We start from the raw sequence: 19,741 nt of genomic DNA, 5'->3' as shown, positions 1-19,741 counted from the left end.
CGGGTCCTTCGCGCCCGCCGGGGAGCTCACCCGCGAGCAGGCGGCCTGCGTGCTCTACAACCGGGCCGCCGCGGCCGGCGAGGACGTCTCCGCCCGCGCGGACCTCTCGAGGTTCGGCGACGCCGCCTCCGTCTCCGGCTGGGCAGAGGAGGCCATGAGCTGGGCCGTCGCCGAGGGCGTCTTCAACGGAAACGGCCAGGGGCTGCTGGAACCCGGGCGAGCCATCGCCCGCTCCGAGCTCTGCGCCGTCCTCATGAATTGGGAGGCGCGCGGGTAGGCTCCGTTACGTGGGGCGGGCGTCCCGGAGGCGCCCGCCCTACGGCAGCCCAAGATCATTGACCGAACCGGCCTCGTCCGCACGCGCGGGCGGGGCCGGCGCCGGGCGCGCCGCGACTCGCCGCGCGCCTACGAAAGGAGGTGCGCGGCATGGCAGAGGCCTCCCAAACGGGACGCCCCAGGGGCGCGCGACTCAGCAAGACCGCCGTGGGCATCCTCGCCTACGTTGGCAGGAACGAGGGCGAGCCCCGCTCCAAGGCGCAGATCGCCGAGGCGCTGGGTCGCAACGTCAAGACCGTGGACCGGCTGATAGCGCGGCTGCGTGACGAGGGGCTCCTTGTCGTCGACCAGCGATGGGCCGAGAACGGCGGTCAGCTCGCCAACACCTACCGCCTGCCGCGCGTGGGCGGGGACGGGTAGGGGCGCGGGACGGTTGCCGTAGAGCTTCCGTCCCGCGCGTGCTTCTCGGCGACGCTCTCGGCGCTTACTGTTGGCGGGTAATCGCGTGTGCGCCCTTCTCGGCGCTTAGACTTGGGCGTCCGTCGCAGTGATGCGCCACCCGTCGCTTAACCATTGCCGCCCATCGCGCGCGCTTCTCGGCGCTTAGCAATCCCTGCCCATCGCGGCGGCTTGCGGCTGAGAAGGGCCCGCCACGCGCGATGGGCGGCGTTCCGTAAGCGGCCGCGCCTTGCTCCGTGCGACGCGCGGCAAAGTCTAAGCACCGAGAAGGGCACCCCTGCGATGCGCGGGGATCGTTAAGCACGACGGCGCCGTCGAGCGCGATGGGCGGCGTTCCGTAAGCGTCGGCGCCACGTCTCGTGCGATGGGCTGCGTTTTGTAAGCACCGGAGCCTTCGTGCACCGCCGCCGCGCGCTGCCGGGGAGCTTTCGCGCCGCTCCCCGGAACCTCCCGTCAATCTTCCGTTGAGCTGCTAGCATTTACCCAGCTAGAGGGGGGATGCGACATGGCGGCCAAGACAAGGCGACGCGGCGGTATCAAGGTTCTTCTCGCCATATTCCTGATCGCTGCCGCGCTGGGCTGCATCCCCTCGCGCTCCAAGGACGAGACTCCCGCGGAGCCGACCCCCATCGAACAGGAAGCTTCACGGGAGGCTGACGAGGAGCAGCCCGTCACCCTCTCGGCGGCGGAAGACGCGGACTCCGAGTCCGAGTCCGAGCCTGTGCCCGCGCCCGAACCCGCCCCCGAGCCTGAACCGGCGGCCGCCGTTGAGCCCGAACCCGAGCCTGCCCAGGACCCGGTCCCCGCCGCTGCCCCGGAGCGCTCGCCCTTCGACCTCTCCCAGGTCCCCGAGTACTCCGGCAGCCCCGTCGTCGCGGTCAACGGCAACGCCCCCGAGCTCACCGCCGCCGATGCCGATGGCCTCACCGAATACTACAGCCCGCTCGACTCCCTCGGCCGCTGCGGAGTGGTCATGGCGCTCGTGGGCCCCGAGACCATGCCCACCGAGGAGCGCGGCTCCATCGGCATGGTCAAGCCCTCCGGCTGGCACACCGTGCGCTACGACGACCTCGTGGACGGGAAGTACCTCTACAACCGCTGCCACCTCATCGCCTACCAGCTCACGGGCGAGAACGCCAACACGAGAAACCTCGTCACGGGCACGCGCTACATGAACATGGAGGGCATGCTCTCCTACGAGAACGACGTCGCCGACTACGTGGAGCGCACGGGCAGCCACGTGATCTTCCGCGCGGAGCCCGTGTTCGAGGGCGACGAGCTCGTGTGCCGCGGCGTGCACCTCGAGGCGCTCTCCTACGAGGACGGGGGCGCCGGCCTCTCCTACAACGTCTTCTGCTACAACGTGCAGCCGGGCGTGGGGATCGACTACGCCACGGGCGACAGCTGGCGCACCGCCCCGGAGCCCGCGCCGGAGCCCGAGCCCGAGCCCGCCGAGGACCCGGCGGCCTCCGACGAGGTGACCTACATCCTGAACGTCAACACCAACAAGTTCCACCTGCCAGGGTGCTCCTCGGTGAAGCAGATGAGCGAGAAGAACAAGCGGGAGTTCACGGGCACGCGCGAGGAGGCCATCGCCCGGGGCTTCGACCCCTGCAAGCGCTGCAATCCGTGACGCTGCCGGGGAGCTCCGCGCCACCCACTCGGTAGCCACCGGTCAGCCCCGCAGCTGTCCCGCAGCCACCCGACAGCCACCCGGCAGCCCGGCAGCCCCACGCCCGCTCCGCAGCCCCGCGCCAGCCACCCGGCAGCCCAATGTAAGGGCTTTGTAAGCAGCGGCGAGCGGCAGGCCCGACCGTCCTTCTCGCCCTTGACGCGGCCCGCTTTACGCTATCCTTATCAAGCATTTACAAAGATGTGACAATTGGCCGCACGCGGCCGGTAAGGGAAGCGAGCGCACTTGATTAGCTTCGAACAGTTCCTGGGCGTCCTCTCCACCAACCCGTTCCTTGTGATCGTGATGCTCCTGGTCATGGGCACTATCTTCGTCAACGGGGCCACGGACGCCGCCAACGCCATCGCCGAGCCCGTCGGCACCCGCTCGATCGACGTGGACTCGGCGATTCTCATGTCCGTCATCTGCAACTTCGTGGGTCTCGTGGCGATGTCGTTCATCTCCACGGCCGTCGCCGACACCATCTCCGGCATGGTGGACTTTGGCGGAGACACCCACTCCGCGCTCATCGCGCTCGCGGCCGCCACGGTAGGCATCGTGGCCTGGGGCCTGGGCGCCTGGGCCTTTGGCATCCCCACCTCCGAGAGCCACGCCCTCATCGCCGGCCTCACCGGCGGCGCGCTCGCCGTGTCCGGCGGCCTCGACGGCGTCAACATGGGCGAGTGGGTCAAGGTCGTCTACGGCCTCGTGCTCTCCACGGTCCTGGGATTTCTCGCCGGCTGGATCATCTCCAAGGTCATCCCCATCGCCTGCAAGAACGCCGACCGCCGCACGGCCAACAACTTCTTTGGTCGCATGCAGGTCCTCGGCGCCGCCGGCGTGGCCCTCATGCACGGCGCGCAGGACGGCCAGAAGTTCATGTCCACCGCAATGCTCGCCATCGCGCTCTCGCTCAACCTGACGGTGGGTGAGATGGGCGGCTTCCCGCTCTGGATCATGGTGCTGTGCGCCGCGGTCATGGCCATCGGCACGGCCGTGGGCGGCAAGAAGATCATCAAGAAGGTGGGCATGGAGATGGTGCGCCTGGACAAGTACCAGGGCTTCGCCGCCTCCGTCAGCGCCACCGCGAGCCTGCTCATCGCTACGCTCACCGGCCTTCCCGTCTCCACCACCCACACCAAGACCGCCGCGATCATGGGCGCCGGCGCCGCCAAGGACCCCAAGTCCGTCAACTGGGGCGTCGCCAAGGAGATGGTCCTCACCTGGGTCTGCACGTTCCCGGGCTGCGGCATCATCGGCTACGTGCTCGCCAAGCTCTTCCTCGTGCTGTTCTAGTCCCGGGCACGCGCCCGGCCGCACGTTCTTCTCGACCGCCCTTATCGCCTCTTATCGCTCCCGTCCCCACGCAACCGAAGGAGTCCACATGCCCCGCATCAAGAAGGAAGACGAGTTCTACACTATGCTCAAGGAGTTCGCGGCCCTCATCGTCGAGGCGGCGGACGAGTACAACACCATCATCTGCAACTTCCCCGACTCGATGAGCTCCATCCCGCAGATGAAGGTCTACGAGTCCAAGGCCGACGAGCGCGTGAAGGCCATCATGGCCAAGCTCTACACCTCCTTCATCACGCCGATCGACCGCGAGGACATCTCCAGCCTCGCCCTCGCCCTGGACGACGTGGTTGACTCCATGTACGGCGTGGCGGTGCGCCTTGACCTCTTCAACATCGGCGACCTGCGCATCGAGGCCAAGCAGATCTCCGAGCTCACGGTCCACGCGGTCCACGAGATGCAGGAGATGATCAACCACCTGCCCGACTACAAGAAGGACCGCGTGGTCCTGGAGAAGGCCATCAGCGTGGGCACCGTCGAGGACGAGGGCGACACCGTCTACCAGCAGGCGCTGCGCCGCCTCTTCTCCGACGAGGAGGACGCCTCCGGCAAGTACGCGGTCACGTGGCTGCGCATCTTCGACCGCATGGAGCTGTGCCTCGACGCGTGCGACCGCGTCTCCGGCATCGTGCGCGACATCATCATGAAGGACGCGTAGGGCGAGAAGAACGTCCATCGCGCGCTTGCCGCCCCGCCGGCCCCTCTGACTTTCACGCGGAACTGCGCTTCGCGGAAGATTCCGCTTAGAAAGCCAGAGGGGCCGGCGGGGCGGTCGTCTCTGGGCGGGTTCTCTTACCGCTGTGGGGGGCGTGGCGTGATATAGTTGTTGTACGGTACAACTTTTCTGCGGGGCGAGCCATGGACGCGATGGTTACGGGGCGGATGTCTCAGGCAAAGAAGGAGCTGGGCAACCAGGTGCTCAGGGAGCTGGGGACCAATGCCTCTCAGGTGATCAACGAGCTGTATGACTATGTGATTTCCCGGCGCGCGCTGCCCTTCTCGGCTCCCGAGGAGGAGCGGGGAGAGCGGCTGCGTGCCGCCGTCACGGCGGTGGACGCCGTGCCCAAAGTCGAGCTTGACGCGCGGTTTGCGGCAATGGACGTGAGACAGGCTCGGATGGAGCGGCTTTCCGACGACGGCCTGATGGGGGACGGCCGATGATTCGCGTGCTCGTGGACAGCAACGTGCTCGTTGACTTTCTCGCCCGACGCGGCGACTTCTATGACCTTGCGCGGAAGCTCATGGTCTTTGCCGAGATGGGGGACTATGAGCTCTGGATGAGCTCATCGCAGGTGACCGACGTGTTCTGCGTGCTGAGCAACGGCGGGCGCCCGTCGTGCGTGTCTGCGGCGCGAGATGCGCTGCGGGCACTGAGGCGCTTTGTGCGCGTGTGCGCCCCGGGAGAGCGCGAGGTCGACCGCGCGCTGGACTCCGACTGGCCCGACTTCGAGGACGCGCTGGTGTACCAGGTTGCCACGAGCATCGATGCTTCCGTCATCGTGACGAGGAGCGCGCTCAACTTTGGGCGCTCGGCCATACCCGTGCGCACGCCCGAGGAGTTCTTCTCGTGGATGGAGCAGCGCAATCACCTTGCGTACGACGAGGTTGCGTTCTGAGCCGAGGCCTCAGCGCTGCGGTGGGAGCGGCGGGTTGACGGGGCGTGTCAAAATGCTTTGACATGCAGGTCAGCGGTGGTCTGCTACACTGCTGCCACCTACTGCCGACCTGGCATCCGCCGACCTTAAGGAGGCCGCGATGGCGCGTCCGGAGCGCATCGACGCCGTGCTCTTTGACTTTGACGGGACGCTCTGCGACACGGAGCGCCACAACCTCGTGCTCGTGCGGGAGGTGCTCGAGCGGCTGGACGTGCCCATCTCCGAGGAGGAGCTCCACGCGCTCTCCGGCGGGGACGACCGCGTGGTGGTGCCGCCGATCCTGGAGCGCCACGGCTCGCCGTACACGATCGACGACTACGAGCGCCTGCGCGACTACTGCTACCGCACCTACTCCGAGGCCGATCTCGAGCTGGAGCCGGGCGCGCGCGAGCTCATCGAGGGGCTGCGGGCGCGCGGGGTGGCCGTGGGCCTGGTCTCGACGACGATCGCCCGCTGCGTCCTCACGGCGCTCAACCGCCTGCGTGCGACCGACCTCTTTGACGTGATGGTCTTTGGGGACATGGTTGCGCGTTGCAAGCCGAACCCGGAGCCCTACCGGCGTGCGCTCGAGTTTCTGGGCGTGGACGCCGCGCATACGGTGGTCTTCGAGGACTCGTCGACGGGCGTCGCGGCGGGGCAGGCGGCGGGCTGCCACACGTTTGGCTGCACGCGCTGCGCGATCGGCCAGGACCTGAGCGCCGCCGACGAGCTCATCGACACCTTCGTGGGCCTGCACCTGTAAGTTGGGGACTGTCCCCAATTAACATATGTAAATCGGGGACAGCCCCCAATTCACAGAGTCGCGCGGCGGACCGCAAAAGTCGTCTTCGATCCATATTCGGCGCTTCGCCGGAACAAAACCCGCCTTCGATCCATGGAAAAATGGGCCTCTCGCCCGTTCCAAAGAGCGGGCGCGCGACGGTTTCCTGCGGAAACGTCGTCGCACGCCCTGTGGACGGGGGCTCAAGGCCCAAAAACTCATGGATCGAAGGCGGGTTTTGTTCCGCGCCGGCCTCAGATATGGATCGAAGGCCAGTTTTGCAGCCGCGTCGGCCGCGCGGGCTCTGGGATGCTAGGCCAGCGTCGCGGCGAGCGCCAGGAGCTCGTCCACGTCCGCCTCGCCCGTGGCCCAGGAGCAGACGAAGCGCGCGACCACCTGGCCGTCCGGCAGCTCGTAGAAGGTCTCGCATCCGCACGCCGCCTCGAAGGCGTCGCGCTGCGCCGGCGCCATCACGAAGAACTGCTGGTTGGACGCGGAGTCGCCGTACGGCTCGAAGCCGAGCTCGCGCATGCCGGCGCGCAGTCGCAGGGCGCACTCGTTGGCGTGGCGCGCGAGCCGCCAGTAGAGCGCCTCGCCGCCGTCCGCACTCGGCGCGAACGCCGTCTCAAACTGCACGCCGAGCAGGCGCCCCTTGGCGAGCAGGCCGCCGCGCTCCTTCTGCAAATACGGGAAGGCCTCGCGCAGGCGCGGGTCGGAGATGACCATGGCCTCGCCCATGAGCATGCCGTTCTTGGTGCCGCCGAGGTAAAAGGCCCCGCAGCGCTCGGCGATGTGCTCCAGCGTGAGGCCGCCGGCGGCAGGCGAGGTGAGGCCGGAGCCCAAGCGCGCCCCGTCGAGGAAGACCGGCAGGTCGTGACCGTCCGCCCAGCCGCAGATGGCGTCGAAGCGCTTGCGGTCCCACACGCCGCCGAGCTCGGTGGTGTTGGAGATGTAGACGCAGCCCGGGCGCGTCATGTGGCGGCCCGTCGAGGTCTGGAAGCGCCATACGCGCTCGGCGGCCTCGGGCGTGAGGAAGCCGTCGCGGTCGTCCGTGGGCAGCACGGTGCGCCCGCACGCGGCCACGGCGCCGGTCTCGTGCACGTTGATGTGGGCGTCCGGCGTGCAGACGGCGCCTTCCCAGTCGCGCAGCAGCCCTGTCACGCCGATGACGTTGGCCGACGTCCCGCCGATGCAAAACTCCACGTCAACGTCGTTGCGGCCGCACGCCGAGCGGATGAGCTCGCGGGCCCGCTCGCAGTGGGCGTCGCCCTCGGTGTAGCCGACGGTCTGCTCGTCGTTGGTCGCCACGAGCGCGGCCATGATCTCGGGCGCCGCGCCCTCGGAGTAGTCGTTGCGGAACATACGCATGGGGACCTCGGTTCCTCTCGGATCGTGCCTACGCCGCAATGTTACAACCTCCGCAACCGGGCGCGCCCCGCGCCCGGAAAGGGTTTATCGTCTTCGCAGCACATATCGCACGCGATCCCGGCAGGGAGGCAATCATGGCAGTGGAGAAGAAGGACATCGACTGGGGCAGCCTCGGCTTTGCCTACCAGCCCACGGACTACAGCTACGTCTGCAACTACCGCGACGGCGCCTGGGAGGAGGGCGGCCTCACCACCGACCACACCCTCACGCTCTCTGAGTGCGCGGGCATCTTCCACTACTGCCAGGAGGTCTTCGAGGGCCTCAAGGCCTACACCACCGCCAGCGGCGACATCGTCTGCTTCCGCCCGGACCTCAACGCCTCCCGCATGGCCGACTCCGCCCGCCGCATCGTGATGCCGCCCTTCCCGGAGGACAAGTTCGTCGAGGCCGTCAAGATGGTCGTGCGCGCCAACGAGGCCTGGGTCCCGCCCTTTGGCTCCGGCGCCACGCTCTACGTGCGCCCGTTCATGGTGGCCACCGGCGAGGTCATCGGCGTCAAGCCCGCCGACGAGTACCAGTTCCGCATCCTCGTGACGCCCGTGGGTCCGTACTACTCCGGCGGCGTCAAGCCCGTGGCCCTCAAGGTGCCCGAGTACGACCGCGCCGCGCCCCACGGCACCGGCGCCATCAAGGCCGGCCTCAACTACGCCATGTCGCTCTACCCGAGCGTCCAGGCGCATGCCGAGGGCTTCGCGGACAACATGTTCCTCGACCCGCAGACCCACACCTACGTGGAGGAGTCCGGTGGCGCCAACTTCCTGTTCGTCGACCGCGAGGGCACGCTCGTGGTGCCGCAGTCGGCCACCGACTCCATCCTGCCGTCCATCACGCGTCGCAGCCTCGTGCAGGTGGCGAGCGAGATGCTCGGCATGACCGTGGTGGAGCGCCCGGTCAAGTTCGAGGAGGTCGCCGCGGGCGAGTTCGTCGAGTGCGGCATGTGCGGCACCGCGGCCGTGATCTCCCCGGTGGGCAAGGTCGTGAACGGCGAGACCGAGGTCATCTTCGGCGAGGGCGGCATGGAGCACGTGGGCCCCGTCATGGCCAAGCTGCGCGAGACCCTCACCGGCATCCAGGACGGCGAGATCGCCGGTCCCGAGGGCTGGGTCGTCAAGATCTGCTAGGCGAGAAGAACCTCTGATTCGGGGATGCCGCCCCGCCGGCCTCCGACCTTCACGCAGGACTGCGCTTCGCGAAAGCTCCTGCTCGGAAGGCCGGAGGCCGGCGGGAGCGCCCATGCGGGCCGGCAAGCGGGCAGCACCGTGCCCTCGCCGCGCGACGGCTGGCGCGCGGCCGCTACTGGGCGGAGTACGACTGCGCGGCGAGGTCGCGGAGCTGGGCGGTGGTCAGCTCGGGCGTCAGGATGAAGGTGGCGTCGGTCGCGAGCGCGCCCGGCTCGAGGAGCTCGAGCGCCTCGAAGTAGTCCAGCGTGGCGAGCAGGTCGCCCGCCTCGTTGCTCACGAGCAGAAGCCGCCAGTCAAAGACGTCCTCGTCGCTCACCTGGTACATCGTCTGCGGATGGCGGGGGAGCATCGTCTTTCGGTCCTCGTGCAGGAGGTACATCCCGATGACGTGGCCGTCGTCCTGGTCGCGATAGAAGCGCGGGGGCAGCTTGGCCGCGCCCTCCCAGACGTCCGGCTCCTTCTTGCCGCGCAGCCTGTCCAGCAGTCCCATCGTGCCTCCCTACCTCGGCGGACGCGAACAGCGTAGCACGCCGGGGCGCGTGCCTCAGCCGGAGAGCCGCAGTCGGGCGCACTTCTCGGCGTCGTGCGCACCAAAGCGGGGTACGCACGACGCGGGGAGGTGCGCGCAGCGGCGAGGCGTGGCGGCGCGCGTCGGCCGCGCGGCACCGGCGTGGCGGCGGCCCGCCCGCCCGCGCTATACTTAGGCGCTGGAAACCATGCGAGAAGGGACCCGCAGATGGGACAGAAGGTTCAGGGCACCGAGGACCTCTTCGGCAGCTACATGCGCGCCTGGCAGAGGATGCAGGACGTGGCGCGCGACCTGTTTGGCTCCTACGGCTTCGACATGATCGAGACGCCGGCGATCGAGCAGGTGGACACCTTCGTCCACGGCATCGGCGAGTCCACGGACGTGGTGCGCAAGGAGATGTTCCGCGTGGTCTCGGGCGCGCTCTTTGGCGATTTGCTCGAGAAGGGCACGGAGGCGGGCCTCAAGCCTCGACAGCGCATGGCCATGCGCCCCGAGGGCACGGCGGGCGTGGTGCGTGCCGCGGTGGAGAACAACTTCGTGCCGCAGGGCGCGGCCCCGGCAAAGCTCTGGTACGCCGAGGCGATGTTCCGCGGCGAGCGCCCGCAGAAGGGGCGCCTGCGCCAGTTCCACCAGGTGGGCGTCGAGTGGCTGGGCGCCGCCGACCCCGCGGCCGACGCCGAGTGCATCATCATGCTCATGACCTACTTCGAGCGCCTGGGCTTTGCGCGCGAGGGCCTGCGCCTGGTCATCAACTCGATGGGCGACGCCGCGTGCCGCCCCGCCTACCGCGACAAGGTCCGTGCCTTCATCCTCGACCACGCGGACGAGATGTGCGCGGACTGCCTCGAGCGCGCGCAGATCAACCCGCTGCGCGCCTTCGACTGCAAGAACGACCACTGCCGCGAGGTCATGCAGGGCGCGCCGCTCGCACCGGACAACCTCTGCGAGGAGTGCGCCGCCCACTACGCCGCGGTCAAGCGCTACCTCGACGCCGCGGGCGTGACCTACGTGGAGGACCCCACGCTCGTGCGCGGGCTCGACTATTACACCCGCACGGTCTTTGAGGTGGAGGCCGTGGGCTCGGGCGTGGGCGCCATCGGCGGCGGCGGTCGCTATGACGGTCTCGTGGAGCTCGAGGGCGGCAAGCCCACGCCGGGCCTGGGCTTTGCGGTGGGCTTCGAGCGCATCGCTCTCGCGCTGGCGGCGGCCGGCGTGGAGCTGGGCGGCGCGGAGCCGAGCTGCGTCTACGTGGCGTCGACCGGCGGCGAGGCGGAGCGCGCGGCGGCCTTCGACGCGTGTCTGGCGCTGCGCGGGGCCGGGGTGCGCACCGAGGCTGACTACCAGGGCCGCTCGCTCAAGAGCCAGTTCAAGCAGGCTGACAAGCTGCGTGCGCGCGTCTGCGTGGTGCTCGGGGCCGACGAGGTCGCCGCGGGCGCGGTCACGCTGCGCGACATGGAGAGCCACGAGCAGGTCCAGGTCCCGATGGCGGAGCTCGTGGATGCCGTGAGGGCGCGCCTGGACTAAGGCGGACGTCCTTCTCGCCCGGTCTTCTCGCCTGCCGTCGGCACGGCCGGGCCGCTTTTGAGGGTATGTACACCGCCCCGTGAGGGTATGTACACCGCCCCGCGTGACGCCTTCCGCATCGCCGCAGGTCAGGGCCTTGCCGAGAAGAACGTGCCGCCTCGGCAGTGTACATACCCTCAGGGCGGACATGGCTCACCGCGCCTGCCGTCCGCCCCGCATTGTGTGGTTGCTGTGGGCGTTTGCCCCTTGGGCTCGGACGTGCCCTCCATCAGGCATTTTTAGCACGGCCGCCCTGAGCAGGCATGCTCGCCGCCCTAGAAAGCCGGTCGTCAGCCCGTCGAAAGCGTGCCGTCAGCCAGGCGTCAGGGCCCTGCAAGTCCGCCCCGCTACCATGGGGCGCATGATTACGATCTGCGACATATCGGCACTTGCGCGATGGGCGGAGGTCGGTCTTGCCGAGCGCCTGGGCGAGCCCTGCGACCCTCCGGCAAACGGGGCGTGGTCGCTTCCCGCCGCCGCGTGCCTCCCCGACATCGACCTCGCAGGAGCTCGCATCGAGGCTACCGCGGATCGTCCCCTCCACATCCTCGTTGCCTCTCCGGCGGGACGCATACGCTCGCGGCGGCTGCACTGCCACGTGTGGTCGACCGAGCTCCCGGAGGGCTCGCTCTACCAGCTCACCGATGAGATCCTCATTGCGTCGCCGCGCTTTTGCCTGCAGCAGATGGCAGCCGGGTCCAGCCCCGCGCGAGGCGCCGCCGTCGGCATGGAGATCTGCGGCGGGTACGCACGCTCCCCGCGCGCGAAGGGCGGGTTTCACAACAGGCCTCCGCTCGCAAAGCTGGACGATCTCGTTGCCCACTTCGCGAATAACCACGGCTACGGGGCACGTCGCGCGAGGGATGCGCTTGCGTACGTGATCGAGGGCTCGCGCTCGCCGATGGAGACCGTCGTGGTCCTTCTCTTCACGCTTCCCGTCGAGCTTGGCGGATGCGGGCTGCCAATGCCTAGCCTCAACTGCCGTATCGACATTCCCCCATCCCTGCAGATTGCGCTCGGTAAGCCCTATCTCACAGTTGACCTGTGCTGGCCGGAGTGGGGGATTATCCTCGAGTACGACAGCTACCTCTGGCACCGCACCAAGGCAAAGATCGATGAGGACAACACGCGCAACGAGGGGCTGCGCGACCTGGGGTGGATGGTGCGCTCCGTCGCTGCGGGCATGCTCTCGAACGACCTGATGCTCGACGAGCTGGTGCGCAAGGTCATGGCAAAGGCGGGGCGGCAGGTGCCCGACGGCGAGGAGTATCGGCTGCGGCAGCGCGCCCTGGTCCGCGAGCTTTTCGCCCTTTAGCGTCCGAGGCTTCGTGCTTGGAGGGTATGTACACCCCGCCATCGCGTGTGGGCTGCAAAACCGCAGGTCAGAGCCTTGCCGAGAAGAACGTACGGCTGCGGCAGTGTACATACCCTCAATGGCGGAACATGCGCCACCCATCCTGCGAGCTCAAGTAAATCTGATACCATATACGCTATCATAGGAGTTGAGGAGATGCCATCAGTAGAGACCATCCTCGCGCTCATGAGGACAAACCCTCGCGGCGTGAGCTTCAGAGATGCCCTCCGCGTTGCAACGCATTTCTTTGGTCCGCCGCGAATCCGGGGGTCTCACCACTTCTTCTCGATGCCGTGGCAGGGTGACCCGCTTGTAAACCTCCAGGAGAGCGGTAAGCTCGCTAAGGCATACCAGGTCCGACAGCTGCTGTCTGCTATCGAGCGATTGGAGCACGAGCGTCATGCATGACCCGCTAGCATACACGTACCGCGTCTTCCGGTCCGAAGCTGACGGATGCTTCGTCGCGTCGACGCTGGAGTTTCCAAGCCTCTCATGTCTGGGTGACACGCAGGACGAGGCGCTTCACGGCATGGTCGACGTCGTGCGGGAGGCGCTGGAGATTCTTGAGGGGGAGGGGAGGAAGGCGCCGCTTCCCATGGGATCCCGTCGCTACTCCGGGCACCTCTCGCTGCGCATTCCGCCGGAGGAGCATCGCCGCGTCGCAATGGAGGCGGCGGAGGCAGGCGTCTCCATCAACCAGCTGGTCGCAGCGCGCATCTAGCCTGCGCTGATCGAGAGTCTTGAGGGTGTGTTCACCGCCCCGTGAGGGTATGTACACCCCGTCGCTTGGCGATGACTGCAAAACCGCAGGTCAGAGCGTTGCCGAGAAGAACGTGCGGCCGGGGCGGTGTACATACCCTCAGGGTGGGGCGTACATACCCTCGAAGGGGGCGGCCGGCGGGCGAGAGGGGCGAGAAGGGCGAGAAGGGCCCCACCGTCACTGATAGCGCAGCGACTCCACCGGGTCCATCTTGGCCGCGCGGCGCGCCGGGTACCAGCCAAAGACAACGCCGATCCCCACGCAGATGCCCGTCGCCATGGCAACCGTCGCCGGCGAGATCACGGGCACGATGGCCTCGCCCGCGCCCATCATCGACCCCAGCGCCGAGCCCGCCACGCTCGCGAGCAGCCACGCGCCGCCGTAGCCCACGCCGATCCCGAGCGCCCCGCCCACGATGCAGATGGTGATGCTCTCCAGCAGGAACTGCCCCGTGATGTCGCCGCGCCGCGCGCCCAGCGCCTTGCGCAGGCCGATCTCGCGGATGCGCTCGGTCACGTTGGTGAGCATCATGTTCATGATGCCGATGCCGCCCACCAGAAGCGAGATCCCGGCCACCGCCAGCGCCAGCATCCGGAAGGTCGCCGTGGTGGCGTCGAGCTGGTCGATGAGCTCCTGCGCGGTCTGCACGTAGACGTAGCCCTCGTCGCTCGAGAAGCTCGTCTGGTCCGGCTCGGGGTAGGGGATGTTGTAGCGGGTGTAGAGATAGCTCTCGGTCTCCGCAGCCACGGCGTACATGTCCGAGCCCTCGCGCGCAAAGCCGATGATCTGCCAGCTCCCGTAGCCGCCCTGGCCGATGAGGCGCGTCACGGCGGTCTCGGATGGCATGTAGGCGGTGTCGTTGTCGTAGGTGAAGCCCTCGTCGACCACGCCCACCACGGTGTACTGCGACGAGCCGATGCGCACGGTCTGCCCCACGCAGTCTGCGTCGGGCGAGCCAAAGAGGTTCTTGACCGAGCTGCCGCCCAGCACCACGACCATCGCGCCGTCCTCGCAGTCCTCGGCGTCGAAGAGGCTGCCGCGCGCGGCCTCGTAGCCCATGGCCTGGAAGTACTCCGGCCGGCACGCGTTGATGTTGAGGTAGTCGACCGAGGCGGTGCTCGAGGACGCCTGCGCGCTCGTGTACGTGAAGCCGGTCACGAACTCGTAGCTCCCTGCAAGCGCCTGACCGATCTCCTCGATGTCGTCCTGGTCGAGCGACTGGTTGCCCGGCGGCCAGCACGTGATGTTGACGGTGCGGGACATGTTGAGGCCGAGCTGCCCCACGAGCTGCGCCTTCACGCCGTCGATCAGCGCGGTCATGGCGATGACGGCCCCGATGCCAATGACGATGCCCAGCACCGTGAGCAGCGTCCGCGCGCGATTGGCGAGAAGGGCGGTGGAGGTCTCGTAGGCGAGGTCGCGGGCTCTCATAGGGCGGGCACCCCCAAAAGCAGCGCGCGGCGGGCTGACGCGCCGGCGACAGCGGGCGTGCCGGGAGCTGCGTGTCCGCCGCTTGCCGCGGGCGTGCCGGGAGCTGCGTGTCCGCCGCCGGCAGCGGGCGAGAAGGACGCGGTCACCTCGGCGTCAGTTGCGCCGGCGCCCCCGGCCGCGCCGTCCTTCTCGGCCGCCGCATCCCGGGCGGCGAGCCCCGCCAGGTAGCGACGCTCCTCCTCGTCCGAGAAGAGCTTGCCGTCGCGGATGTGTACGGTGCGGTCCGCCCAGGCGGCGACCTCTGAGTCGTGCGTGATGAGCACGATGGTCTTGCCGCGGGCCTGCATGCGGCGGAAGGTGCGCATGACCATCTCGCCCGTGGCGGTGTCGAGGTTGCCGGTGGGCTCGTCGGCGAAGATGATCGCCGGGTCGTTGACCAGGGCGCGCGCGATGGCCACGCGCTGCATCTGCCCGCCGGAGAGCTCGTTGGAGCGGTGGAGGTAGTGCTCCTCGGGCAGACCCACGGAGCGCAGGGCCCGCCAGGCGGCGAGCTCGCGGTCGCGCGGGGGCAGGTCGGAGTAGACGAGCGGCAGCATCACGTTGCGCAGCACCGTGGCGCGCGGCAGCAGGTTGAACGACTGGAAGACAAAGCCCAGGCGGCTCGCGCGCACATGGGCGAGGTCGTCCTCGGAGAGCTCGGTGACGTCGATGCCCTCGAGCAGGTAGGTGCCCGCGGTGGGGCGGTCCAGGCAGCCGAGGATGTTCATGAGCGTGGACTTGCCGGAGCCGGACGGACCCATGATGGCGAGAAACTCGCCGCGGTCCACGGTCAGCGAGACGCCGCGCAGCGCCGGGGTGTAGCCGGCCGCGGTCTCGTAGATGCGCCAGGCGCCGCGGATGTCGATGGCGGGCGTCATGGCTAGGCCACCGGCTCTGCCGCGACGGCGTCGGCGGTCGCGGCGTCCGTCTCGCCCTCGATCACGGCGAGGTCGTCGGCCACGGCGCCGCCCGAGACGGTGGCGTCGGCGTCGTCGGCCGCGAGCGCGCCGTCCTGCTCGCCCGCCGCGTCGCCGGCGTCGCCCGCCGCGTCGAGCGCGCCGTCAGCCGCGCCGCCCTCGCCGCCGGACACGTTGGTCACCGAGTACGGGTCCAGCACCACGGCATCGCCGTCAGCGAGGTCGCCCTCGACGGCCGCGGTGGTGGAGCTCTGCGCGGTCACGGTGACGTCGCGCCGCTCGCAGGCCTGGGTCTCGGCGTCGGTCATGACGTAGACGTAGTAGCTCAGGCCGTCGTCGGTCGCCAGGGCCGAGACGGGCACGGTCATGGCGTCGGGCACGTGCTGGAGCAAGATCTCGACGCTTGCCGTCATGCCGGGCTTGAGCTCGGGCACGGGGTCGGGGATGAGCAGCTCGACGTCGTAGGTCACCACGCCGTAGTTGTAGCCGTAGGGGTCCGCGGCCGAGACGGTCGAGATGCGCGTCACCTGCGCGTCGAGCAGGGCGTCGGGTAGGGCCGAGAAGGTCACGCGCGCGCCCTGGCCCACGGCGATCCGCGAGATGTCGACCTCGTTGACCTGCACCTTCACCGTCATCTGGGAGAGGTCCGCGATCTGGATGAGCGTGCCGGAGGAGCTTCCGTCCCCGCCGCTGACCGCGCCGCCCGCGCCGAGGGCCGCGCCCTGCACGGCGTTCATCACCACGACCGAGCCCGAGGCAGGCGCCTTGACAGTGCGCTTGGAGGCCGTGGACACGGCCTGGTCGTAGGTCTGCTGCGCGCCCTCGAGCGTGAGCTTGGCGGAGTCGATCTGCGTGGCCGCCTGCTGGACGTCGGCCCAGGTGGCCGACGCCGGGACCTCCGTTGTGGTGCCGTCGCCGTTGTCCACGTAGGTGGGGCCCTTGCAGTACTCCTTGTACGTCTGGTCGTAGGCCTCCTGCGCGGAGGAGACGCCGGCCTTGGCGCTGCGCACGCCGATCTCGGCCTCGCGCACGGCGCGGTCGAGCTCGTCGTTGCGGACGGTGAGCAGGACGTCGCCCTCCTGGACGACGGAGCCCTCCGCCACGTTGACGGTCTCGATGATGCCGTCGACCTCGGGCGTCACCACCACCGAGGAGAGCGGCTGGGCAGAGCCCGTGGCCTGCACGGACTCCGAGAACTCGCCGCGAAAGACGGGCATGGTCTGGAGCTGGGGAGCCTCCGCGGCCTGGTTGGCCTGGCTCGTGAGCACGCCCCAGGCGATGGCGGCAATCAGCGCGATGCCGCCGACCACGCTCGCGGCGATGACCTTCTTGCGGCGGCGGGCCTTGCGATGGCGCATGAGCGACTCGTAGGCTAGGCGGGCCTCGACGTCCTCGTCGGTCTCGTCGGGGGCGGGCGCGGCGCCGGGCGCGGGCGCGGCGCCGGCGGGCGCGGCGATGACGCCGATGGGCTCCGGGGTTGCCTGGGTCTTCTCGTCCTTCTCGGTCTTCTCGGCCATGATGCCTCCGGCTCTGGGTTGTCTGCACGTCCGAGCGTAGCCCATCGCGCGGGGCGGCGCTCCCGGCGTTGCGCCCCGACGGCCGTAAAACCGCAGGTGAGCGGCAGGGGCTTACGATACTGTCACGTTGGGCGCCTCGCGAGGGCGCCTTGGGCCCCCGCGGGGTATGTACACCGCCCCCGCAGGGTATGTACACCGCCCCGCGTGACGCCTTCCGCATCGCCGCAGGTCAGGGCCTTGCCGAGAAGAACGGACCCTCCGGCGACTGTACATACCCTCAGGGGCGGGTGTACATACCCTCGCGAGGCGCCTCGCCCGCCCCGTCCGGCGCCGGCCGGCCCGCCGGGCGGGCGCGGCGGTGTGGTAACGTGGCGGCAGAGAGGGGGCGGGCCGTGGACGAGGGTCGCGCGATATACGAGGACGAGGTGCTTCTCGCCTGGGACAAGCCGGCGGGGATCCTCGTGCACGGGGACGGCTCGGGCGCGCGCACGCTCACGGACGTCGTCGCCGAGCACCTCGTCGACGCCGGTCGCGCGGACGTCCGGCCCCAGCCGGTGCAGCGCCTTGACGTGGAGACCACGGGCCTCGTGCTCTTCTCGCTCGATCGCGCCACGCAGCCGGCGCTCGACGCACAGGTGGCGGGCCATGACATGCGCAAGCAGTATCTCGCCGTGGTCTCGGGCCGCTTTCCCTGGGGCGAGAAGAACCTCCACCAGCCCATCGGCCGAGACCGGCACGACGCCCGGCGCATGCGCGCGTGCCGCCCGGGCCAGGGCAAGCCGGCGGAGACGCGCGTGCGCAGGCTCGCCGAGAAGGACGGCCGCACGCTGCTGCTCGTGGAGCTGCGGACGGGGCGGAGGCATCAGATCCGCGTGCACCTGGCGTCGCTGGGCTTTCCCATCGTGGGCGACGCGCTCTATGGCGGAGCGCGCTCGAAGCGGGGCCTCTTGCTCCATGCGTGGCGCGAAGAGCTCGACCACCCCATGACGGGGGAGCGCCTGCGGCTGGAGACCGCGTGGCCCGCGCGCCTGTGGCCGGAGCCGGTTGCGCTGCCGTAGCGCCCGCGCGCTTCCTGCGCCCGCCGAGACATGCGCCCCGCAGCCGTCCCACTGTGCGATACTAACGAGGAGGTGCGCCTTCTGAGGGGGAGGCGCCAGCACGGACGTGACCGCAGCCAGGAGAGGGGCAGAGATGGCCGATACCATGCGTGGCGTGTACACCAACCTGACCGAGATTCGCCGCAACGTGTTCTCCAACGTGGCCAAGATCGCCTACGACATGAAGGAAGACGACGAGAAGACCACTCGTCGCAAGATCCGCGACCTGCCCTACGAGATCATCCCCGGCGACGTGGCCACCTACCGCGAGTCGGTCTTCCTGGAGCGCGCCATCGTCGAGCAGCGCATCCGCCTGGCCATGGGCCTGCCGCTGCAGGGCGTGGACAAGCGCGAGAGCCTCACCGACGGCCTCGCCGACGCCGCGGTGCCCGAGACCTACTACGAGCCGCCGCTGGTCAACGTCATCAAGTTCGCCTGCAACGCGTGCGACGACAACGTCTATCGCGTTACCAACGCCTGCCAGAGCTGCCTGGCCCACCCCTGCCGCGAGATCTGCCCCAAGGGCGCCATCTCGTTCCGCCACAAGAAGGCCTACATCGACCAGGAGAAGTGCGTGCACTGCGGCATGTGCTTCAACGCCTGCCCCTATCACGCGATCCAGCACCACGTGCGCCCCTGCGCTGACGCCTGCGGCATGCACGCCATCGGCTCGGACGAGTACGGCCGCGCCCAGATCGACTACGAGAAGTGCGTCTCCTGCGGCCAGTGCCTGATCAACTGCCCCTTTGGCGCCATCGCCGACAAGAGCCAGATCTTCCAGGTCATCCAGGCTATCAACCGCGGTGACGAGGTGATCGCCGAGGTCGCGCCCGCCTTCGTGGGCCAGTTCGGCGGCAAGGGCAACGTGGACAAGCTGCGCCAGGCGTTCTCGATGCTGGGGTTCTCCGGCATGGAGGAGGTCGCCATCGGCGCCGACCTCTGCACCGTCCAGGAGGCCGAGGACTTCCTCGAGGAGGTTCCCGAGAAGATCCCGTTCATGGGCACCTCGTGCTGCCCGGCGTGGTCGGTCATGGCCAAGACGGAGTTCCCCGAGCACGCCGACTGCATCTCGATGGCCCTCACGCCCATGACGCTCACCGCGCGCATGCTGCGCCAGCAGCACCCCAACGCCAAGATCGTCTTCGTGGGCCCGTGCTCGGCCAAGAAGCTCGAGGCCATGCGCAAGTCCGTCCGCTCCGAGGTCGACTTCGTCCTCACCTTCGAGGAGATGGCGGGCATGATGAAGGGCGCCGGCATCGACGAGTACACCAAGCTCGAGGGCGAGGGCGCCTCCGACTTTGGCGTGGCCTCCGCCGACGGCCGCGGCTTCGCGGTGGCGGGCGGCGTCGCCAATGCGGTGGTCAACGTCATCAAGAACCTGCACCCGGAGCGCGAGGTCAACGTCGTAAACGCCGAGGGCCTCGAGAACTGCCGCAAGATGATGAAGGACGCCGTCAAGGGCAAGTACCCGGGCTACCTGCTCGAGGGCATGGCGTGCCCGGGCGGCTGCGTGGCCGGCGCCGGCACGCTGCAGTCGATCAACAAGACCGCGGCGGCCGTCAAGCGCTACGCGAAGAAGTCCCCGCACAAGAACGCGGACGAGAACGAGTACCGCGACCTCATCCCCTCGCTCGAGCGCGAGGAGGACGGCAAGTAGGCCTCGGGGGACGGCCCCTCGAGTCACCTTTGACCCATCGGTGGGGCAGGCGCCTGCGGGAGCCTGTCCCACTTCCATCAGGCGAGCCCCACC

At 68.9% G+C, this 19,741-nt stretch carries 19 protein-coding genes; 14 read left to right on the top strand and 5 right to left on the bottom strand.

Annotation, left to right across the window (positions count from 1 at the left end; all coding sequences use genetic code 11):
* The 8 genes from B5F85_RS01160 to B5F85_RS01125 all read left to right on the top strand — a co-directional run.
* On the top strand, nucleotides 1-277 hold a 277-nt coding region (locus tag B5F85_RS01160), incomplete at its 5' end, for an S-layer homology domain-containing protein (RefSeq protein WP_143786107.1).
* A 149-nt stretch (nucleotides 278-426) separates the two neighbouring features.
* Nucleotides 427-696 (top strand): Rrf2 family transcriptional regulator, encoded by a 270-nt coding sequence (locus B5F85_RS01155; protein ID WP_087313582.1) that lies wholly within the window; start codon nucleotides 427-429, stop codon nucleotides 694-696.
* A gap of 544 nt (nucleotides 697-1,240) precedes the next feature.
* Entirely contained in the window at nucleotides 1,241-2,368 is a 1,128-nt protein-coding gene (locus B5F85_RS01150; RefSeq protein WP_087313580.1) for a DNA/RNA non-specific endonuclease, read from the top strand.
* A gap of 285 nt (nucleotides 2,369-2,653) precedes the next feature.
* Nucleotides 2,654-3,703, top strand: coding sequence for an inorganic phosphate transporter (locus tag B5F85_RS01145; protein WP_087313578.1), 1,050 nt, complete (start codon nucleotides 2,654-2,656; stop codon nucleotides 3,701-3,703).
* Nucleotides 3,704-3,791: 88 nt separating this feature from the next.
* A complete protein-coding gene (locus B5F85_RS01140) occupies nucleotides 3,792-4,418 on the top strand; it encodes a DUF47 family protein (RefSeq protein WP_087313576.1) in 627 nt (208 codons plus the stop codon).
* A gap of 200 nt (nucleotides 4,419-4,618) precedes the next feature.
* The gene (locus B5F85_RS01135) at nucleotides 4,619-4,921 is read left to right on the top strand and encodes a type II toxin-antitoxin system RelB/DinJ family antitoxin (RefSeq protein ID WP_087313574.1); all 303 of its coding nucleotides are present in this window, start codon (nucleotides 4,619-4,621) and stop codon (nucleotides 4,919-4,921) included.
* Nucleotides 4,918-5,376, top strand: coding sequence for a PIN domain-containing protein (locus B5F85_RS01130; protein WP_087313572.1), 459 nt, complete (start codon nucleotides 4,918-4,920; stop codon nucleotides 5,374-5,376). The genes B5F85_RS01135 and B5F85_RS01130 overlap by 4 nt, the downstream gene beginning before the upstream one ends.
* 139 nt (nucleotides 5,377-5,515) lie before the next feature.
* Nucleotides 5,516-6,157 carry an HAD family phosphatase gene (locus tag B5F85_RS01125; RefSeq protein ID WP_087313570.1) on the top strand — a complete coding sequence of 214 codons (642 nt, stop codon included), beginning with the start codon at nucleotides 5,516-5,518 and terminating at the stop codon, nucleotides 6,155-6,157.
* A gap of 330 nt (nucleotides 6,158-6,487) precedes the next feature.
* On the opposite strand, the gene B5F85_RS01120 is transcribed toward B5F85_RS01125, so the two are convergent.
* Nucleotides 6,488-7,543 (bottom strand): beta-eliminating lyase-related protein, encoded by a 1,056-nt coding sequence (locus tag B5F85_RS01120; RefSeq protein ID WP_087313568.1) that lies wholly within the window; start codon nucleotides 7,541-7,543, stop codon nucleotides 6,488-6,490.
* Nucleotides 7,544-7,677: 134 nt separating this feature from the next.
* On the opposite strand from B5F85_RS01120, the gene B5F85_RS01115 reads away from it, so the two are divergent.
* On the top strand, nucleotides 7,678-8,724 hold the full coding sequence (locus B5F85_RS01115; RefSeq protein WP_087313567.1) for a branched-chain amino acid aminotransferase: 1,047 nt from the start codon (nucleotides 7,678-7,680) through the stop codon (nucleotides 8,722-8,724).
* Nucleotides 8,725-8,896: 172 nt separating this feature from the next.
* Here B5F85_RS01115 and B5F85_RS01110 read toward each other — a convergent pair whose 3' ends face one another.
* Nucleotides 8,897-9,274, bottom strand: a complete 378-nt coding sequence (locus B5F85_RS01110) for a DUF4299 family protein (RefSeq protein ID WP_087313565.1) — start codon at nucleotides 9,272-9,274, stop codon at nucleotides 8,897-8,899.
* A 246-nt stretch (nucleotides 9,275-9,520) separates the two neighbouring features.
* On the opposite strand from B5F85_RS01110, the gene hisS reads away from it, so the two are divergent.
* From hisS to B5F85_RS10755, 3 genes are all read left to right on the top strand, one after another.
* Nucleotides 9,521-10,837 carry a histidine--tRNA ligase gene (gene hisS, locus B5F85_RS01105; protein ID WP_087313563.1) on the top strand — a complete coding sequence of 439 codons (1,317 nt, stop codon included), beginning with the start codon at nucleotides 9,521-9,523 and terminating at the stop codon, nucleotides 10,835-10,837.
* A gap of 400 nt (nucleotides 10,838-11,237) precedes the next feature.
* Nucleotides 11,238-12,191: a hypothetical protein gene (locus B5F85_RS01100; RefSeq protein ID WP_143786106.1), complete on the top strand. Its 954-nt coding sequence runs from the start codon at nucleotides 11,238-11,240 to the stop codon at nucleotides 12,189-12,191.
* A 568-nt stretch (nucleotides 12,192-12,759) separates the two neighbouring features.
* A complete protein-coding gene (locus tag B5F85_RS10755) occupies nucleotides 12,760-12,951 on the top strand; it encodes a toxin-antitoxin system HicB family antitoxin (protein WP_204204589.1) in 192 nt (63 codons plus the stop codon).
* A gap of 216 nt (nucleotides 12,952-13,167) precedes the next feature.
* On the opposite strand, the gene B5F85_RS01085 is transcribed toward B5F85_RS10755, so the two are convergent.
* The 3 genes from B5F85_RS01085 to B5F85_RS01075 are packed head-to-tail and all read right to left on the bottom strand — an operon-like array spanning nucleotide 13,168 to nucleotide 16,894.
* Entirely contained in the window at nucleotides 13,168-14,421 is a 1,254-nt protein-coding gene (locus B5F85_RS01085) for an ABC transporter permease (protein ID WP_087313554.1), read from the bottom strand.
* Complete coding sequence (locus B5F85_RS01080; RefSeq protein WP_143786105.1) at nucleotides 14,418-15,338, bottom strand: ABC transporter ATP-binding protein; 921 nt, start codon at nucleotides 15,336-15,338, stop codon at nucleotides 14,418-14,420. Before B5F85_RS01080 ends, B5F85_RS01085 begins: the two co-directional genes overlap by 4 nt.
* A gap of 2 nt (nucleotides 15,339-15,340) precedes the next feature.
* Nucleotides 15,341-16,894: an efflux RND transporter periplasmic adaptor subunit gene (locus tag B5F85_RS01075; protein WP_158094536.1), complete on the bottom strand. Its 1,554-nt coding sequence runs from the start codon at nucleotides 16,892-16,894 to the stop codon at nucleotides 15,341-15,343.
* A 392-nt stretch (nucleotides 16,895-17,286) separates the two neighbouring features.
* Between B5F85_RS01075 and B5F85_RS01070 the strand changes: the two genes are divergently transcribed.
* Together B5F85_RS01070 and B5F85_RS01065 are read left to right on the top strand one after the other, a co-directional pair.
* Nucleotides 17,287-17,952, top strand: a complete 666-nt coding sequence (locus tag B5F85_RS01070; RefSeq protein WP_239386557.1) for an RluA family pseudouridine synthase — start codon at nucleotides 17,287-17,289, stop codon at nucleotides 17,950-17,952.
* Between the two features lie 133 nt (nucleotides 17,953-18,085).
* The gene (locus B5F85_RS01065; RefSeq protein WP_087313548.1) at nucleotides 18,086-19,648 is read left to right on the top strand and encodes a 4Fe-4S dicluster domain-containing protein; all 1,563 of its coding nucleotides are present in this window, start codon (nucleotides 18,086-18,088) and stop codon (nucleotides 19,646-19,648) included.
* Nucleotides 19,649-19,741 lie beyond the last annotated feature (93 nt).

The sequence above is a fragment of the Olsenella sp. An293 genome, from assembly GCF_002159495.1.
Classification (GTDB): Bacteria; Actinomycetota; Coriobacteriia; order Coriobacteriales; family Atopobiaceae; genus Thermophilibacter.
Note: the sequence above shows the minus strand (reverse complement) of the source record. Positions and strands in the feature narration are given on the sequence as shown.

What these genes read in the sequence shown, in the direction of transcription:
- B5F85_RS01155 (WP_087313582.1), top strand. Translation starts at nt 427, where the DNA reads ATGGCAGAGGCCTCCCAAACGGGACGCCCCAGGGGCGCGCGACTCAGC.
- B5F85_RS01130 (WP_087313572.1), top strand. Translation starts at nt 4,918, where the DNA reads ATGATTCGCGTGCTCGTGGACAGCAACGTGCTCGTTGACTTTCTCGCC.
- B5F85_RS10755 (WP_204204589.1), top strand. Translation starts at nt 12,760, where the DNA reads ATGGTCGACGTCGTGCGGGAGGCGCTGGAGATTCTTGAGGGGGAGGGG.
- B5F85_RS01120 (WP_087313568.1), bottom strand. Translation starts at nt 7,543, where the DNA reads ATGCGTATGTTCCGCAACGACTACTCCGAGGGCGCGGCGCCCGAGATC.
- B5F85_RS01100 (WP_143786106.1), top strand. Translation starts at nt 11,238, where the DNA reads ATGATTACGATCTGCGACATATCGGCACTTGCGCGATGGGCGGAGGTC.
- B5F85_RS01075 (WP_158094536.1), bottom strand. Translation starts at nt 16,894, where the DNA reads ATGGCCGAGAAGACCGAGAAGGACGAGAAGACCCAGGCAACCCCGGAG.
- B5F85_RS01135 (WP_087313574.1), top strand. Translation starts at nt 4,619, where the DNA reads ATGGACGCGATGGTTACGGGGCGGATGTCTCAGGCAAAGAAGGAGCTG.
- B5F85_RS01065 (WP_087313548.1), top strand. Translation starts at nt 18,086, where the DNA reads ATGGCCGATACCATGCGTGGCGTGTACACCAACCTGACCGAGATTCGC.
- B5F85_RS01150 (WP_087313580.1), top strand. Translation starts at nt 1,241, where the DNA reads ATGGCGGCCAAGACAAGGCGACGCGGCGGTATCAAGGTTCTTCTCGCC.
- B5F85_RS01080 (WP_143786105.1), bottom strand. Translation starts at nt 15,338, where the DNA reads ATGACGCCCGCCATCGACATCCGCGGCGCCTGGCGCATCTACGAGACC.
- B5F85_RS01085 (WP_087313554.1), bottom strand. Translation starts at nt 14,421, where the DNA reads ATGAGAGCCCGCGACCTCGCCTACGAGACCTCCACCGCCCTTCTCGCC.
- B5F85_RS01115 (WP_087313567.1), top strand. Translation starts at nt 7,678, where the DNA reads ATGGCAGTGGAGAAGAAGGACATCGACTGGGGCAGCCTCGGCTTTGCC.
- B5F85_RS01110 (WP_087313565.1), bottom strand. Translation starts at nt 9,274, where the DNA reads ATGGGACTGCTGGACAGGCTGCGCGGCAAGAAGGAGCCGGACGTCTGG.
- B5F85_RS01125 (WP_087313570.1), top strand. Translation starts at nt 5,516, where the DNA reads ATGGCGCGTCCGGAGCGCATCGACGCCGTGCTCTTTGACTTTGACGGG.
- B5F85_RS01140 (WP_087313576.1), top strand. Translation starts at nt 3,792, where the DNA reads ATGCCCCGCATCAAGAAGGAAGACGAGTTCTACACTATGCTCAAGGAG.
- hisS (WP_087313563.1), top strand. Translation starts at nt 9,521, where the DNA reads ATGGGACAGAAGGTTCAGGGCACCGAGGACCTCTTCGGCAGCTACATG.